Origin of the sequence: Enterobacter sp. JUb54 (assembly GCF_014298075.1) — a bacterium.
GTDB classification, from domain to species: Bacteria; Pseudomonadota; Gammaproteobacteria; order Enterobacterales; family Enterobacteriaceae; genus Klebsiella; species Klebsiella lignicola.
Genome location: NZ_CP060418.1, coordinates 2,275,866 through 2,290,731, shown reverse-complemented (window position 1 = coordinate 2,290,731; position 14,866 = coordinate 2,275,866). Strand labels below are relative to the sequence as shown.

The 14,866-nt window shown below is 57.9% G+C and carries 11 protein-coding genes; 4 read left to right on the top strand and 7 right to left on the bottom strand.

The annotated features are described in order from the left end of the window. Positions 1-70 precede the first annotated feature (70 nt). From HF679_RS10510 to poxB, 3 genes are all read right to left on the bottom strand, one after another. Positions 71-1,504 carry an SDR family oxidoreductase gene (locus HF679_RS10510; RefSeq protein ID WP_123756133.1) on the bottom strand — a complete coding sequence of 478 codons (1,434 nt, stop codon included), beginning with the start codon at positions 1,502-1,504 and terminating at the stop codon, positions 71-73. A 9-nt stretch (positions 1,505-1,513) separates the two neighbouring features. Further along, a complete protein-coding gene (gene ltaE / locus HF679_RS10505) occupies positions 1,514-2,515 on the bottom strand; it encodes a low-specificity L-threonine aldolase (RefSeq protein WP_187042955.1) in 1,002 nt (333 codons plus the stop codon). 150 nt (positions 2,516-2,665) lie between these two features. Beyond that, on the bottom strand, positions 2,666-4,384 hold the full coding sequence (gene poxB / locus HF679_RS10500) for a ubiquinone-dependent pyruvate dehydrogenase (RefSeq protein ID WP_123756135.1): 1,719 nt from the start codon (positions 4,382-4,384) through the stop codon (positions 2,666-2,668). Positions 4,385-4,536: 152 nt separating this feature from the next. Here poxB and HF679_RS10495 point away from each other — a divergent pair, with 152 nt between their 5' ends. Beyond that, a complete protein-coding gene (locus HF679_RS10495) occupies positions 4,537-4,971 on the top strand; it encodes a DoxX family protein (RefSeq protein ID WP_123756136.1) in 435 nt (144 codons plus the stop codon). Between the two features lie 72 nt (positions 4,972-5,043). On the opposite strand, the gene hcr is transcribed toward HF679_RS10495, so the two are convergent. The 4 genes from hcr to aqpZ all read right to left on the bottom strand — a co-directional run bounded on the left by hcr (position 5,044) and on the right by aqpZ (position 9,611). Further along, entirely contained in the window at positions 5,044-6,012 is a 969-nt protein-coding gene (hcr, locus tag HF679_RS10490) for an NADH oxidoreductase (protein ID WP_123756137.1), read from the bottom strand. Between the two features lie 11 nt (positions 6,013-6,023). After that, complete coding sequence (gene hcp / locus HF679_RS10485) at positions 6,024-7,676, bottom strand: hydroxylamine reductase (protein WP_123756138.1); 1,653 nt, start codon at positions 7,674-7,676, stop codon at positions 6,024-6,026. A gap of 210 nt (positions 7,677-7,886) precedes the next feature. Continuing rightward, positions 7,887-8,786, bottom strand: coding sequence for a lysine exporter LysO family protein (locus HF679_RS10480; protein WP_187042954.1), 900 nt, complete (start codon positions 8,784-8,786; stop codon positions 7,887-7,889). A 129-nt stretch (positions 8,787-8,915) separates the two neighbouring features. After that, positions 8,916-9,611, bottom strand: coding sequence for an aquaporin Z (aqpZ, locus tag HF679_RS10475; RefSeq protein ID WP_123756140.1), 696 nt, complete (start codon positions 9,609-9,611; stop codon positions 8,916-8,918). Between the two features lie 396 nt (positions 9,612-10,007). Here aqpZ and HF679_RS10470 point away from each other — a divergent pair, with 396 nt between their 5' ends. From HF679_RS10470 to macB, 3 genes are all read left to right on the top strand, one after another. Further along, positions 10,008-11,666, top strand: a complete 1,659-nt coding sequence (locus HF679_RS10470; RefSeq protein ID WP_123756141.1) for an ATP-dependent endonuclease — start codon at positions 10,008-10,010, stop codon at positions 11,664-11,666. Between the two features lie 129 nt (positions 11,667-11,795). Then, positions 11,796-12,911, top strand: a complete 1,116-nt coding sequence (macA, locus tag HF679_RS10465) for a macrolide transporter subunit MacA (RefSeq protein WP_187042953.1) — start codon at positions 11,796-11,798, stop codon at positions 12,909-12,911. Beyond that, positions 12,908-14,854, top strand: a complete 1,947-nt coding sequence (macB, locus tag HF679_RS10460; RefSeq protein ID WP_154143402.1) for a macrolide ABC transporter ATP-binding protein/permease MacB — start codon at positions 12,908-12,910, stop codon at positions 14,852-14,854. Before macA ends, macB begins: the two co-directional genes overlap by 4 nt. Positions 14,855-14,866 lie beyond the last annotated feature (12 nt).

Genomic DNA, 14,866 nt, shown 5'->3' with positions numbered 1-14,866 from the left:
TTCGTGCGCATTTTTCCGTGATTCTCCTCATGATGCAATGAGAATGATGAAAGAATCCAATACATACTGCCTATTTGTCTGTGATTTGTTCTGCCAGCCGGGCAATGCGCCGTGCCATGCCGCGAAAGATAAACAGATGGGCAGGGATCATCAGCAGCCAGTAGAACAGCCCAGGCATCCCATGCGGATGCCACCAGGCCCGCACATCCAGGGTACGGTGATCGCCTTGATCGCTGAGGGTAAAGCTCAGACGGCCCAGCCCCGGCGCTTTCATGCCAAATAATAAGGTTAGCTGCTTTTCTGGTTCGACGATAATCACCTTCCAGCTGTCAACGCCATCGCCGGTGCGCAGCTCGGCACGTTCCGGGCGACCTTTCGCCAGCCGATGGCCCACCAGCAGGTCCATGGCGCCGCGGATCTTCCACAGGATATTGCCAAAGAAGTAGCCCTCTTTGCCGCCGATTTGATTAACGACCTGCCAGATGGCTGCCGCACTGGCGTGGGTACGGACGGTACAGCCCGCCTGTTTCGGGTAGTAGCCATATTCCGGCCGCCAACGGGCAAAGGCCTGGGCGTCATAACCCCAGTCGCTGGAGTTCGCGAGCTGCTGTTCCTCTTTTAAGGTACGGCGCACGGCCTCATCGAAAGGGATCAAGGGCTGCGGGATCAGCGTGCGCAGGGCGCGATCGTCGGCGAGCAAATCGTGTTTCAGCCCCTGAATTAAGGCCCGGGCGATGGTGGGCGGAACGGAGGTGATCACGTTGAGAAACCACACCGAAATCCAGCGGGTCGGGAAGGGGATCGGGATCAGCAGACGGTGCTTGCCGCTCACCGCCATAAAACGGCTGAACTGCTGTTGGTAGCTTAAGATTTCCGGGCCAGCGGCCTCCAGCACGCGATGTTCGCTGGCCGGATGGTGGAGCAGCTGTACCAGATAGTAGAGCAGATTTTCCAGCGCGATCGGCGTCGTGCGCGAGCGGACCCAGCGCGGTGGCGTCAGGATCGGCAGGTTATAAACCATATCGCGCATGACTTCGAACGCGGCGGAGCCGGCACCGATAATAATACCGGCGCGTAATTCGGTGATCGGCACCCCGGACTCGCGCAGAATATCGGCGGTGATTTGCCGGGCACGCAGATGATCCGATTGTTCCGCTTCTGGCGCCTGCAGGGAGCTGAGAAAAATCAGCTGGCGAACCGGCGCGGCGCGCAGGGCATCGCGAACATTCAGCGCCACCCGGCGCTCATGGGCAATAAAATCGCCGCCTTCGCCCATCCCGTGCACCAGATAGTAAACGGTATCCGCCTGCGCCAGCAGGGCAGCGAGCCCCTGCGGCTGATTCAGGTCGAGCGAAAAGCAGCTGACGCCAGGCAGGTTTAGTCTCTGTAACCTGTCGATATGGCGTGCCGCCGCCAGGACCGGGTAACCTTGCTGACTGAGCGCCTCTACCAGATGCTGGCCGATATAACCGCTGGCGCCGAGCACCAGAATTCGTTGCGACACGCCGACTCCTTAGCGTTGTAAAAATGCCTGCCAGTGGCTGACGACATCCGTGAGCTGCTGGCGATTAACGTCGAGATGCATCACCAGACGCACCATCGGCGAGGCGTTAATCAGGACACCACGTTCCTGCATAAACGCGCCTAACGCCTGCGCATGCTCTTCGCCCACGCGGACAAACAGCATGTTGGTGTCATGGCGAGTGACGTCGGCACCAATGGCGCTGAGCTGCCCGGCCATCCACGCCGCGTTGTCATGATCTTCTTTGAGCCGTTGCACGTTGTTTTGCAGGGCATACAGGCCCGCCGCCGCCAGAATACCGGCCTGACGCATACCGCCGCCGACCATTTTCCGCCAGCGGGTGGCGCGACGAATATAGTCATGGCTCCCTACCAGCAGTGAACCGACCGGCGTGCCCAGTCCTTTGGAGAGGCAGATGGTAAAGGAGTCACAATATTGCGTGATGTCGCGCAGTTCACAGCCGTATTCAACCACCGCGTTGAAGATTCGCGCACCGTCGACGTGCAACGCGAGGTTGTGTTCGCGGGTGAATTCCCAGGCGGATTTAAGGTAGTCGCGCGGCAGCACTTTCCCGTTATGGGTGTTTTCCAGGCTGAGCAGACGGGTCGGAGCAAAGTGGATATCGTCGGGCTTAATTTTCGCTGCGACTTTATCCAGCGGTAACGAGCCGTCGGCCGCGGCGTCAATGGGCTGCGGCTGAATGCTGCCGAGAACCGCCGCGCCGCCCGCTTCATACAGGTAGTTATGCGCGCCCTGGCCGACGATATACTCCTCGCCACGCTGACAGTGGCTGAGCAGGCCGACGAGGTTGGCCTGGGTACCGGTTGGCAGGAACAGCGCGGCCTCTTTGCCGGCAAGTTCGGCGGCATAACGCTGGAGTTCATTGACGGTTGGGTCGTCGCCATAAACATCGTCTCCGACCGGTGCGGCCATCATCGCTTCTCGCATGGCGAGTCCTGGGCGGGTTACGGTATCACTGCGTAAATCTATCACGGCATTTCCTTCTGGGTGCGTCATCCTGCAGGGATTCGCTGCGGGCGCCTCAATTGACACCGACGACACCCTTGCGGCTGTCGTCGGCGTTATCAGGCTGACCACATGACGATGTCAGGCATGATGGTGGGGATAAACCAAAAGACTGTTTTACCTGAGCCAGTTGGTTTTCGCCAGTTCGATCACTTCATCACCGCGTCCGCTGATGATGGCGCGCAGCATATACAGGCTGAAACCTTTGGCCTGTTCCAGTTTGATCTGCGGCGGGATCGCCAGCTCTTCTTTGGCGACGACGACATCGACCAGCACCGGGCCATCGGTGCTGAAGGCGGTCTGCAAGGCCGCATCTACCTCGCTGGCTTTCTCGACGCGGATCCCGGTGATCCCGCAGGCCTCGGCAATGCGCGCGAAGTTGGTGTCGTGCAGCTCGGTGCCGTCGGTCAGGTAGCCCCCGGCCTTCATTTCCATCGCCACGAAGCCCAGCACGCTGTTGTTGAAGATGACAATTTTCACCGGCAGCTTCATTTGCGCCAGCGAGAGGAAGTCGCCCATCAACATGCTGAAGCCGCCATCGCCGCACATGGCCACCACCTGCCGTTCCGGCGCCGTGGCTTTGGCCCCAATCGCCTGCGGCATCGCATTGGCCATCGAGCCGTGGGTAAATGAGCCGATCAGCCGGCGCTTGCCGTTCATTTTCAGATAGCGCGCGGCCCAGACGGTGGGCGTCCCGACATCGCAGGTGAAAATGGCGTCGTCGGCGGCGAAATGGCTGATCTGCTGCGCCAGGTACTGCGGATGGATCGCTTTTTCGCTCGGCTTCGCCAGATCGTCGAGGCCCTTACGCGCGTCGCGATAGTGCTCAAGGGCGGTATTGAGGAACTGACGGTCGGTTTTCTCCTCCAGGTGCGGCAGCAGCGCGCTGAGGGTAGATTTAATATCGCCGACCAGCGCCATATCGATCTTACTGTGGGCGCCGATGCTGCCGGGGTTGATATCGATCTGGATAATTTTGGCGTCGGTGGGGTAGAAGGGGCGATAAGGGAACTGTGTACCGAGCAGCAGCAGGGTATCGGCGTTCATCATGGTATGGAAGCCGGAGGAGAAACCAATCAGCCCGGTCATCCCGACATCATAGGGGTTATCGTACTCAACGTGTTCTTTGCCGCGCAGGGCGTGGACAATCGGGGCTTTTAATTTTTCCGCCAGCGCCAGCAGTTCGGCGTGGGCCCCGGCGCAGCCGCTGCCGCACATCAGCGCGATGTTACTGGAGTAGCGCAGCACCTGGGCCAGCTTTTTGATCTCCTCTTCCGCAGGGACAACCCGCGGAAGCGGTGCCGGGTACCAGTGGGTGCTGGCGCTTTCCGGCGCCGCTTTCAGAGCAACATCGCCGGGTAACACCACCACCGAAACGCCGCGATTGATCACCGCTTTGCGCATGGCGATGGCCAGCACCTGCGGGATCTGCTCTGGCGTCGAGACCAGCTCGCAATAATGGCTGCATTCGCGAAACAGTTCCTGCGGATGGGTTTCCTGGAAATAGCCGCTGCCGATTTCACTGGAGGGAATATGGGCGGCGATCGCCAGCACCGGGACGTGGTTGCGATGGCAGTCAAAGAGGCCGTTGATCAGATGGAGGTTGCCAGGACCGCAGGAGCCAGCGCACACCGCCAGTTCGCCGGTGAGCTGCGCTTCCGCACCCGCGGCAAAAGCGGCAACTTCTTCATGACGGGTAGGCATCCAGGCGATGGTGCCCATTCGATTGAGACTGTCGCTCAGCCCGTTGAGGGAGTCGCCGGTGACGCCCCAAATACGTTTGACGCCTGCCTGTTCCAGCGTTTTTGCTATGTATGCCGCCACGGTCTGTTTCATGGTTCTCCATCTCCTTTTTGTGATAACGCTTACAAGCTTAGATGAAACTGACCGTTCTGCGCCCTGATCCCCCTCATTTTCCGCTGGTGTTATTCCGCACAAATTCCGCATACTCTGTGAACACGAAAAAGGGTAAACAGGAATCATTTCAAATGGTTAAATCACTGTTAAATACTGTTAATAAAATGCTATCGCATGAGGATGCCGGCAAACTCTTGTTACGACTTGCCGTCGGCGGACTGATGCTTTTTCACGGGTTGCATAAGCTGTTTGATGGCGTGGGCGGGATCAGCGCGATGCTGGTCGCCAAAGGATTACCGGGATTTATTGCGTACGGCGTGCTGGTGGGAGAAGTGGTGGTGCCGTGCCTGCTGATCCTTGGGATCCTGACGCGTCCGGCGGCGCTGGTGCTGGCCTTTACCATGGTGGTGGCATGGCTGATGGTGGGAACCGGCAAAACCTTTATGCTGGATGCGGTAGGGGCCTGGGCGATTGAGAGCCTGGTCTATTTCTTTATTGGTGCACTGGCGATTGCCTGTCTTGGGGCGGGGCGCTATTCGCTGGCGGGAAATTCGGTCTGGCGCTAAAAATCGCCAGATGTGATGTAAACAACATATCCGGCCTGCCGCGGCGGGCACAGGCCGGATAAGAACACAGGATTACGCCAGGACCAGGTCACCCTGCGGGTGGCAGGAGCACGCCAGCACGTAGCCTTCGGCGATTTCCGCGTCGCTGAGCGTCATGGTGCTGTTGACCGTGTAATCCCCGGAGACCACTTTGGTTTTGCAGCAGCCGCAAACGCCCGCGCGGCAGGCGGCGACAACCGGGACGCGGTTGCTTTCCATTGCTTCCAGCAGCGTGGTGCCAACCGGTGCATAAAACGACATCGCCGGCTGGAGCTTCGTAAACGTCAGCCCTTCGCTGGCCGCTTCCGCTACCGGCGTAAAGAACTTCTCTTTATAAAACCGCGTTACGCCCAGCGCTTTCACTTCCCGCTCAACCCACTCCATGTAAGGCGCCGGTCCGCAGGTCATCACGGTACGTGAAGCGAGATCCGGCACGCTTTGCAGTAACTCCGTCGTCAGGCGACCGGCGACAAAACCGTGGGGGGCGTTGTTTTCCGCCACCAGCGTCAGCGGATACTGACGCCATTCGTCGGCAAAAATCACATCCTGCGGCGAGCGGACATTATAAATCACCTGTACATCGGCCTGCGGGCGATAGGCTGCCAGCCAGCGACGCATTGACATGATCGGCGTTACGCCACAGCCGGCCGCCAGCATCAGGAACTTGTCATCCGCTTTATCATCACAGGTAAAATCACCCATCGCATCGGACAGCCAGAGGTAGTCGCCGCGCTTCAGGTCGCGGGTCAGCCACTGTGAGCCGGTACCGTCATCAATACGGCGAACGGTCAGCGTAATATATTCGCTCACCCCCGGCGTTGAAGAGAGGGTGTAGGCGCGCAGGGTGTCCGCCGACTGGCGCACGCTGACCAGAGCGTACTGCCCGGCACGATACGGATAGTAGTCGTGGCACAGCAGCGAGAGGGTCCACACATCCGGCGTCTCCTGCTGGATATGATGAACCTGCATCCGCCACGGGCATTGATGGGTTGGCATGGTCATGGCTTAACTCCTTACGCGCTCAGCAACTGCTGCATATCTTGTTCGACGGTGGTGACCGAACGCAGACCAAATTTCTCATTGAGAATGGCCAGCAGGTCCGGGGTGAAGAAGCCCGGCGCGGTTGGCCCGGTGACGATATTCTTCACGCCCAGAGACAGCAGGGTCAGCAGGATGACAATGGCTTTCTGCTCAAACCAGGAGAGCACCAGCGACAGCGGCAGGTCGTTGACGCCGCAGCCCAGTTTTTCGGCCAGGGTGACCGCCAGAATAATCGCCGAGTAGGCGTCGTTGCACTGACCGGCATCCACCAGACGCGGCAGCCCTTCGATATCGCCGAAATCCAGTTTATTGAAGCGGTATTTACCGCAGGCCAGGGTCAGGATCAGGCAGTCGTCAGGGACGCTGGTGGCGAAATCGGTAAAGTAGTTACGTTCGCCGCGCGCGCCGTCGCAGCCGCCGACCAGGAAGATGTGACGCAGTTTTTCGCGGCTCACCAGGTCAATCAGCGTGTCTGCTGCACCGAGCAACGTCTGACGGCCAAAGCCGACGGTAATCAGGTGCGGAATTTCGCTGTACGGGAAGCCTGCCATCTGCTGTGCCTGAGTGATAACCGGTGCGAAGTCGTCGCCTTCAAGGTGGCTCACGCCCGGCCAGCCGACGATGCTGCGGGTCCAGATACGGTCATCGTATGCCCCTACGGTAGGGTCGATGATGCAGTTGGAGGTCATCACGATAGGTCCAGGGAAGCGGGCGAACTCCACCTGCTGGTTCTGCCAGCCGCTGCCGTAGTTACCGATCAGATGTTTGAATTTGCGCAGTTCCGGGTAACCGTGAGCCGGCAGCATCTCGCCGTGGGTGTAGACGTTAACGCCGGTGCCTTCGGTCTGTTCCAGTAGGTTGTACAGATCTTTCAGGTCATGGCCGGAGATCAGGATGCACTTACCTTCCGTCGCTTTCACGTTGACCTGAGTCGGGGTCGGGTGGCCGTATTTGGTGGTTTCACCGGCATCCAGAATGCTCATCACTTTGAAGTTCATCTGGCCGATTTCCATCGAACACGCCAGCAGCGCCTCCAGATCGGCAGGCCAGGTGCCGAGCCATGCCATGATTTTGTGGTACTGAGCGTAGATGTCGTTGTCATACTGGCCGAGCACGTGGGCGTGTTCCATATAGGCTGCCGCGCCTTTCAGGCCGTACAGGCACAGCAGGCGCAGGCCGAGAATGTTCTCGCCAATCGCCGCTTTGTCTTTGTTCGGGGTAAATTCCGCCGCCTGACGCTGCAGGTCGCCGAGGTCGTCGCTGACCAACTGCAGATCGGCCATCGGGTTGTCGACGCTGGCACCGGGCGCAATCTGCTGGCACTGCGCCTTGAGCGCGTCACGCATGGCGATAGCTTCGCGCGCATAGCCAATGATTCGCGGGGAATCGAAGTTGACGTTGGTCAGGGTGGAGAAAAATGCCCGTGGGGCAAAGTTATCAATATCATGATCGATGATGCCATATTCACGCGCCTTCAACGCCCATGCGGACAGGCCTTGCAAAGAGGCAATCAGCAGATCCTGGAGATCGGAGGTTTCTGCTGTTTTTCCGCACATACCCTGCGCGTAAGAGCAGCCGTTCCCTGCCGGAGTACGGATGGTTTGTTCACATTGCACACAAAACATGGTCACACCTTTTAAAGTTATATTTTAGATACATGTTTAAGGTTATGCCTGTCACCGAAGGGATAAAAGGTATTTCTAATGCAATTTAAAGGGAGATTGATTTAACGCAAATTTGCCGGGGTCTGGCGGCGGAAAGTCATCGCGGTGGTCTGAAAACCACGCCGTCTATCCAGGGGATAACAGGCGTGGTCAGCCGCGAGCAATACGAGATCAGGCGGAGAAAAGGGCGATCAGCACCGGCACCAGCAGGCTTAGTACAAACCCGTGAACGATGGCGGCAGGGACGATATCGACGCCTGCGGAACGTTGCAGTACCGGCAGGGTGAAGTCCATTGAGGTGGCACCGCACAGCCCTAATGCCGTTGAGCGACTGCGACGTACCAGACCGGGGATTAGCATAATAGCCAGCAGTTCGCGGGCGAGGTCGTTAAAGAAAGCCGCGCTGCCGATCACCGGGCCGTAGGATTCGGTTAACAGGATCCCGGAGAGTGAATACCAGCCGAAGCCGGAGGCCATTGCCAGGCCGGTCTTCAGCGGCAGGTCGAGAATAAAGGCGTTAATGACCCCTGCGATCATTGAGCTGGCCGCCACCATCACCGCCACAATCATTCCGCGCCGGTTAAGCACTATCTGGCGCAGGGTCATTCCATTATTTCGCAGCTGAATACCAATCAGGAACAGCAGGAAGATCAGCGTATATTCGCTGGCCTCGACAGCGTGCTGTAAAAATGACAAACCGCTCAGACCAATGAGGAAACCAATAAACACCACGCCGCACAGTTGCAGGGATTCCATTGCCATTGCGACCCGGGACGGTAATTTCCCCTGGCGGTGCGGGTGGCGCCACGGCATTTTCTGTTCCAGCCACAGCAGCGCCGCAATATTGCACAGCAGGATCACCACGACGCTGACCGCAGCATAATGGAGTATCGACAGCAGGTTGCTGGATAAATTGTCGAGGAAGGCGAGGCTGATCCCCATGAAAAAGAGGATGACGTAAACAATCCAGCTCAACAACCGTGTAATCAGTTTCAGTGCCGAGGGGTGACGCAGAGGAATAAGGTAGCCGATAACCAGCGGCAGAAGAATGATTAATAATCCCGAAAACATGAACGGTCTGGTCCTTGCAGAGTGAGAATAGCGCCACTGACACTACCCAAATCACCGAACCGAGTAAAGATGCGTCAAAAAAAAGAAAAGCCCGGCATTGCCGGGCCTCTCAGGAAATCAAACTGGTGATTAATCGCGTTTTTCCAGCAGAGTACGATACAGTACGCCACCCAGAATACCGCCGATGATTGGCATCACCCAGAACAGCCACAGCTGCTGCAGCGCCCAACCGCCCTGGAAAATAGCGACCGCGGTGCTACGTGCCGGGTTAACGGAGGTGTTGGTGACCGGAATGCTGATCAGGTGGATTAGAGTCAGTGCCAGACCAATCGCGATAGGTGCGAAGCCAGCCGGTGCGTTTTTATCCGTTGCGCCATGAATGACCAGCAGGAAGCCGCAGGTCAGGACGATTTCGATAACAATCGCGGAAAGCATGGAGTAACCGCCCGGTGAGTGCTCGCCGAAGCCGTTCGAAGCGAAACCGCTGGCAGCAACATCAAAGCCGGCTTTACCGCTGGCAACGACATACAGGACGGCTGCCGCAATGATACCGCCAACCACCTGAGCGATAATATAACCAATCACGTCTTTCGCCGGGAAACGACCGCCGGCCCACAGACCTAAGGTGACCGCCGGGTTGAAGTGGCCGCCGGAAATATGACCAACAGCATACGCCATGGTTAATACAGTTAAACCGAAGGCCAGTGCGACGCCGGCAAAACCAATTCCCAGTTCCGGGAAGGCTGCTGCGAGAACGGCGCTACCGCAACCGCCAAACACAAGCCAGAATGTCCCAAAGCATTCCGCTGCTAATTTTCTAAACATAACCACCTCAAAAAAATAATGTAAACGAGCACGAATTTTCGTGCCGATCTTTATTTATCGACGCAAAGGATGAAGATAAAAATAAAGCGACGCTATTCTATGAACAATCGTCATCCTGCGGCTAGCCAAATAACTAAATATAATTTGATTTAGGGCAATGTGATCGTAATCCTTTTGCCAGTGGTCATTCAAGAAAAGTGTAGAACAAAAATAATAAAGATAACCACTTTACAGCATGAATTATTTTTAAAGCGGATAGCATGGTGAATAATCATATCCCGGTCCTATTATGGACTTTACGTCGCATCGCGATGCTGGTGAACAGTGTCATGTTCAGGCATGTGTCGCTATACTGCTGATAACTGAAGGAGAAAGTGGCTACTGAGCGGAGGGGATATGCATCTTGAGCGGGTAGAGATCGTCGGTTTTCGCGGTATCAATCGGTTATCGTTGATGCTGGAGCAAAATAACGTTCTGATCGGCGAAAATGCCTGGGGTAAATCCAGCCTGCTGGATGCGCTGACGCTACTGTTGTCGCCAGAATTCGAGCTGTACCATTTTGTGCGCGATGATTTTTGGTTCCCGCCGGGTGATGTGCAGGGACGTGAGCACCATCTGCATATTATTTTAACCTTCCGTGAGAACGAACCGGGCCACCACCGGGTGCGCCGTTTCCGTCCGCTTAACGACTGCTGGGTGCCCTGCGAAGATGGCTACCAGCGTATTTTCTATCGGCTGGAAGGTGAGCTGACGGAAGATGGTAGCGTGATGACGCTGCGCAGCTTTATCAACGGCAAAGGCGAAGCGCTGGAGCTGGACGATATCGATGAGATGGTGCGGCATCTGGTGCGGCTGATGCCGGTGTTGCGCCTGCGCGATGCGCGTTTTATGCGCCGCATTCATAACGACAGCGTGCCGCATTCGCCGCAAATTGAGATAACCGCCCGACAGCTGGACTTTCTCTCCCGCGAGCTGGTGAATCACCCGCAAAACTTAACCGACAGCCAGATTCGCCAGGGGTTATCGGCCATGGTGCAGCTACTGGAACACTACTTTGCCGAGCAGAGCAGCGCCCAGTCCCGCCACCGGCTGATGCGCCGGCACTCCCATGATGAACAACGCAGCTGGCGTTATCTGGACATTATCAACCGGATGATTGATAAACCCGGCGGCCGCAGCCATCGGGTGATTCTGCTGGGGCTGTTTTCAACCTTGTTACAGGCCAAAGGGACGGTACGGCTTGACCGCGATGCGCGCCCTTTATTGCTGATCGAAGACCCGGAAACCCGCCTGCATCCGATCATGCTGTCGGTGGCCTGGCATCTCCTGAATTTGCTGCCGTTGCAGCAGGTCACCACCACCAATTCCGGTGAACTGCTGTCGCTGACGCCGGTAGAGCACGTTTGTCGACTGGTGCGCGAGTCCTCGCGCGTCTCGGCCTGGCGGCTCGGACCGGGTGGCATGAACGCCGAAGACAGCCGACGCATTGCGTTTCATATCCGCTTTAATCGCGCCTCATCGCTGTTTGCCCGCTGTTGGCTGCTGGTGGAAGGGGAGACCGAGACCTGGGTGATCAACGAACTGGCCCGGCAGTGCGGGCACCATTTCGACGCCGAAGGGGTCAAGGTCATTGAGTTTGCCCAGTCGGGCCTCAAGCCGCTGATTAAGTTTGCCCGCCGGATGGGCATTCAGTGGCACGTGCTGGTCGATGGCGACGAAGCTGGGAAAAAATATGCCGCCACGGTGCGCAGCCTGCTCAACGACGATCGCGATCTGGAACGCGACCATCTGACCGTGCTGCCGGCGCTGGATATGGAACACTTTATGTACCGCCAGGGCTTTAACGATGTTTATCATCGGGTAGCGCAACTGCCGCCGAACGTGCCGATGAACATGCGCCGAGTGATCACCAAAGCGATTCATCGCTCGTCGAAACCGGATCTGGCGATTGAAGTGGCAATGGAAGCCGGGCGTCGCGGCATCGAGTCGGTGCCTACGCTGTTGAAAAAAATGTTTTCCCGTGTGCTGTGGCTGGCGCGGGGTCGCGCCGACTAAGCGCCTGGCCCATTAGGCCTGGCGCTAACGCACGGAATTATCCGCTTTAGCCAAATTCCGCGTTATGTTTGCGCGCGCTGCGGATAGAATTGGCATCTTGCTCTGCGGGTAAATACATCAGGAATAGTTATGAAGCTTAATGGAAAGCGCAGGAAACTCTGGTGGCTGCTGGCCGTCGTCGTACTGGCCGTGGCCGTTTGGGGATGGCGGATACTGAATGCGCCGTTACCGCAGTATCAGACGCTGGTGGTGCGCCAGGGGGATTTACAGCAGAGCGTGCTGGCGACCGGTAAGCTGGACGCCCTGCGTAAGGTCGATGTCGGGGCACAGGTGAGCGGGCAGTTGAAAACGCTGCGGGTGAATATCGGCGACAAAGTCCAGAAAGATCAGCTGCTGGGGGTGATTGATCCCGAGCAGGCAGAAAACCAAATTAAAGAAGTCGACGCCACGCTGATGGAGCTTCGCGCCCAGCTCAATCAGGCGCGCGCAGAGCGCAAACTGGCGGCGGTCACCTTAGCGCGTCAGCAGCAGCTGGCCCAGCGTCAACTGGTATCACGCCAGGAGCTCGATACCGCGGCCACGGATTTGGCGGTGAAAGAGGCGCAAATCGGCACCATCGAGGCGCAGATTAAGCGCAATCAGGCAACCTTAGATACCGCAAAAACCAACCTCGACTACACGCGCATCCTGGCGCCGATGTCCGGCGAAGTGACGCAAATTACCACCCTGCAAGGGCAAACGGTGATCGCTGCGCAGCAGGCGCCGAACATCCTGACGCTGGCTGACCTCAGTACCATGCTGGTGAAAGCCCAGGTCTCTGAAGCCGATGTGATTCACCTTCGTCCCGGGCAGAAAGCGTGGTTTACGGTGCTTGGCGATCCGCTGACCCGTTATGAAGGACGCCTGAAAGATATCCTGCCGACCCCGGAAAAGGTCAATGACGCTATTTTTTACTACGCCCGCTTTGAAGTGCCGAACCCGCAGGGCATTCTGCGTCTGGAGATGACGGCTCAGGTGCATATCCAGATGGCGGAAGTGAAAAATGTCATCACCATCCCGCTTAGCGCGCTGGGCGATGCCGTCGGCGATAACCGGTACAACGTGCGTCTGCTGCGTACCGGCGAGGTCAAAGAGCGTGAAGTGACGATTGGCGCGCGCAACGATACCGATGTTGCGGTGGTGAAAGGGCTGGATGAGGGTGATGAAGTGATCACCGGCGAAAGCCATGCCGGGACCGCAAAATGACGGCATTGCTGGAACTGCGTGATATCCGTCGCAGCTACCTTTCCGGTGACGGCAGCGTGGAGGTGTTGAAAGGCGTCACGCTGAACATTGCCGCCGGTGAAATGGTCGCCATCGTCGGGGCCTCCGGCTCGGGTAAATCGACCTTAATGAATATCCTCGGCTGCCTCGATAAACCGACCAGCGGCACCTATCGCGTGGCCGGGACGGACGTTGCGTTGCTGAGCGGTGACGAACTGGCCCGGCTGCGTCGGGAGCATTTTGGTTTTATCTTCCAGCGTTACCATCTGCTGTCGCACCTGACGGCGGCACAGAACGTTGAAGTTCCGGCGGTTTACGCCGGTACGGAACGGCGGGCGCGTCTGGAGCGGGCGCGCGAGCTGCTGGTGCGGCTGGGCCTTGGCGATCGGGCGGAGTATCAGCCTTCGCAGCTCTCCGGCGGCCAGCAGCAGCGCGTCAGTATTGCCCGGGCGCTCATGAACGGCGGCGAGGTGATTCTGGCCGATGAACCCACCGGCGCGCTGGACAGCCGCTCGGGGGAAGAGGTGATGGCGATCCTCCATCAGCTGAAATCCCAGGGACATACGGTGATCATCGTCACCCACGATCCGTTAGTCGCGGCGCAGGCTGAACGGATCATCGAGATCCACGATGGCGAAATTGTGCGTAACCCGCCTGCGAAGGAAACAACCGGCGGCGGCGTGCTGCGTCAGGCGAAGCGGGCGGAGCCTTCTCCGTGGCGCCAGTTCACCAGCGGATTTCGTGAGGCGCTGGTGATGGCCTGGCGGGCGATGGCGGCGAACAAAATGCGCACGCTGCTGACCATGCTCGGCATTATCATCGGTATCGCGTCTGTGGTGTCGATTGTGGTGGTCGGGGATGCGGCGAAGCAGATGGTGCTGGCCGATATTCGCGCCATTGGCACCAACACCATTGATGTCTATCCCGGCAAAGATTTCGGCGATGACGACCCTCGCTACCAGCAGGCGCTGAAGTATGACGACCTGCTGGCAATTCAAAAGCAGCCCTGGGTGAGCTCTGCGACGCCGGCGGTGTCAAAAAGCCTGCGCCTGCGTGCCGACAACGTTGACGTTGCCGCCAGCGCGGAAGGGGTAGGGCCACAGTATTTTAACGTTTACGGCATGACCTTCAGCGAAGGCAACACCTTCAACGAGCTGCAGCTTAACAGCCGGGCGCAGGTGGTGGTGCTGGATAGCAACACCCGTCGTCAGTTGTTCCCGCATAAAGCACGTGTCGTCGGCGAAATCATTCTGGTGGGCAATATGCCAGCCACCATCGTTGGTGTAGCGGATGAGAAGCAGTCGATGTTTGGCAGCAGTAAAATTCTGCGGGTGTGGCTGCCGTACTCCACCATGGCCGGCAGAGTGATGGGACAATCGTGGCTGAACTCCATTACCGTGCGCGTACGTGAAGGCTATGACAGTGCGACCGCCGAACAGCAGCTGCTGCGTCTGCTGGAGCTCCGTCACGGCAAAAAAGATGTTTTTACCTGGAATATGGACAGCATCTTGAAAACGGCGGAGCGGACCACACATACATTACAGCTGTTTCTGACCCTGGTGGCGGTGATTGCGCTGGTGGTGGGCGGTATCGGAGTCATGAACATCATGCTGGTATCGGTGACCGAGCGGACCCGTGAAATTGGTATTCGGATGGCGGTCGGGGCGCGGGCCAGCGATGTGCTGCAGCAGTTTTTGATCGAAGCGGTGTTGGTCTGCCTGGTCGGCGGCGCGCTGGGCGTGACGTTATCGTTGATGATCGCCTTCATTCTGCAGCTGTTTTTGCCCGGCTGGGAGATCGGTTTTTCGCCGCTGGCGCTGGTCACCGCCTTTTTATGTTCGACGTTGACCGGCGTACTGTTTGGCTGGCTTCCGGCTCGCAATGCCGCGCGACTTGATCCGGTGGATGCGCTGGCCCGCGAGTAGAAACAAAAAAAT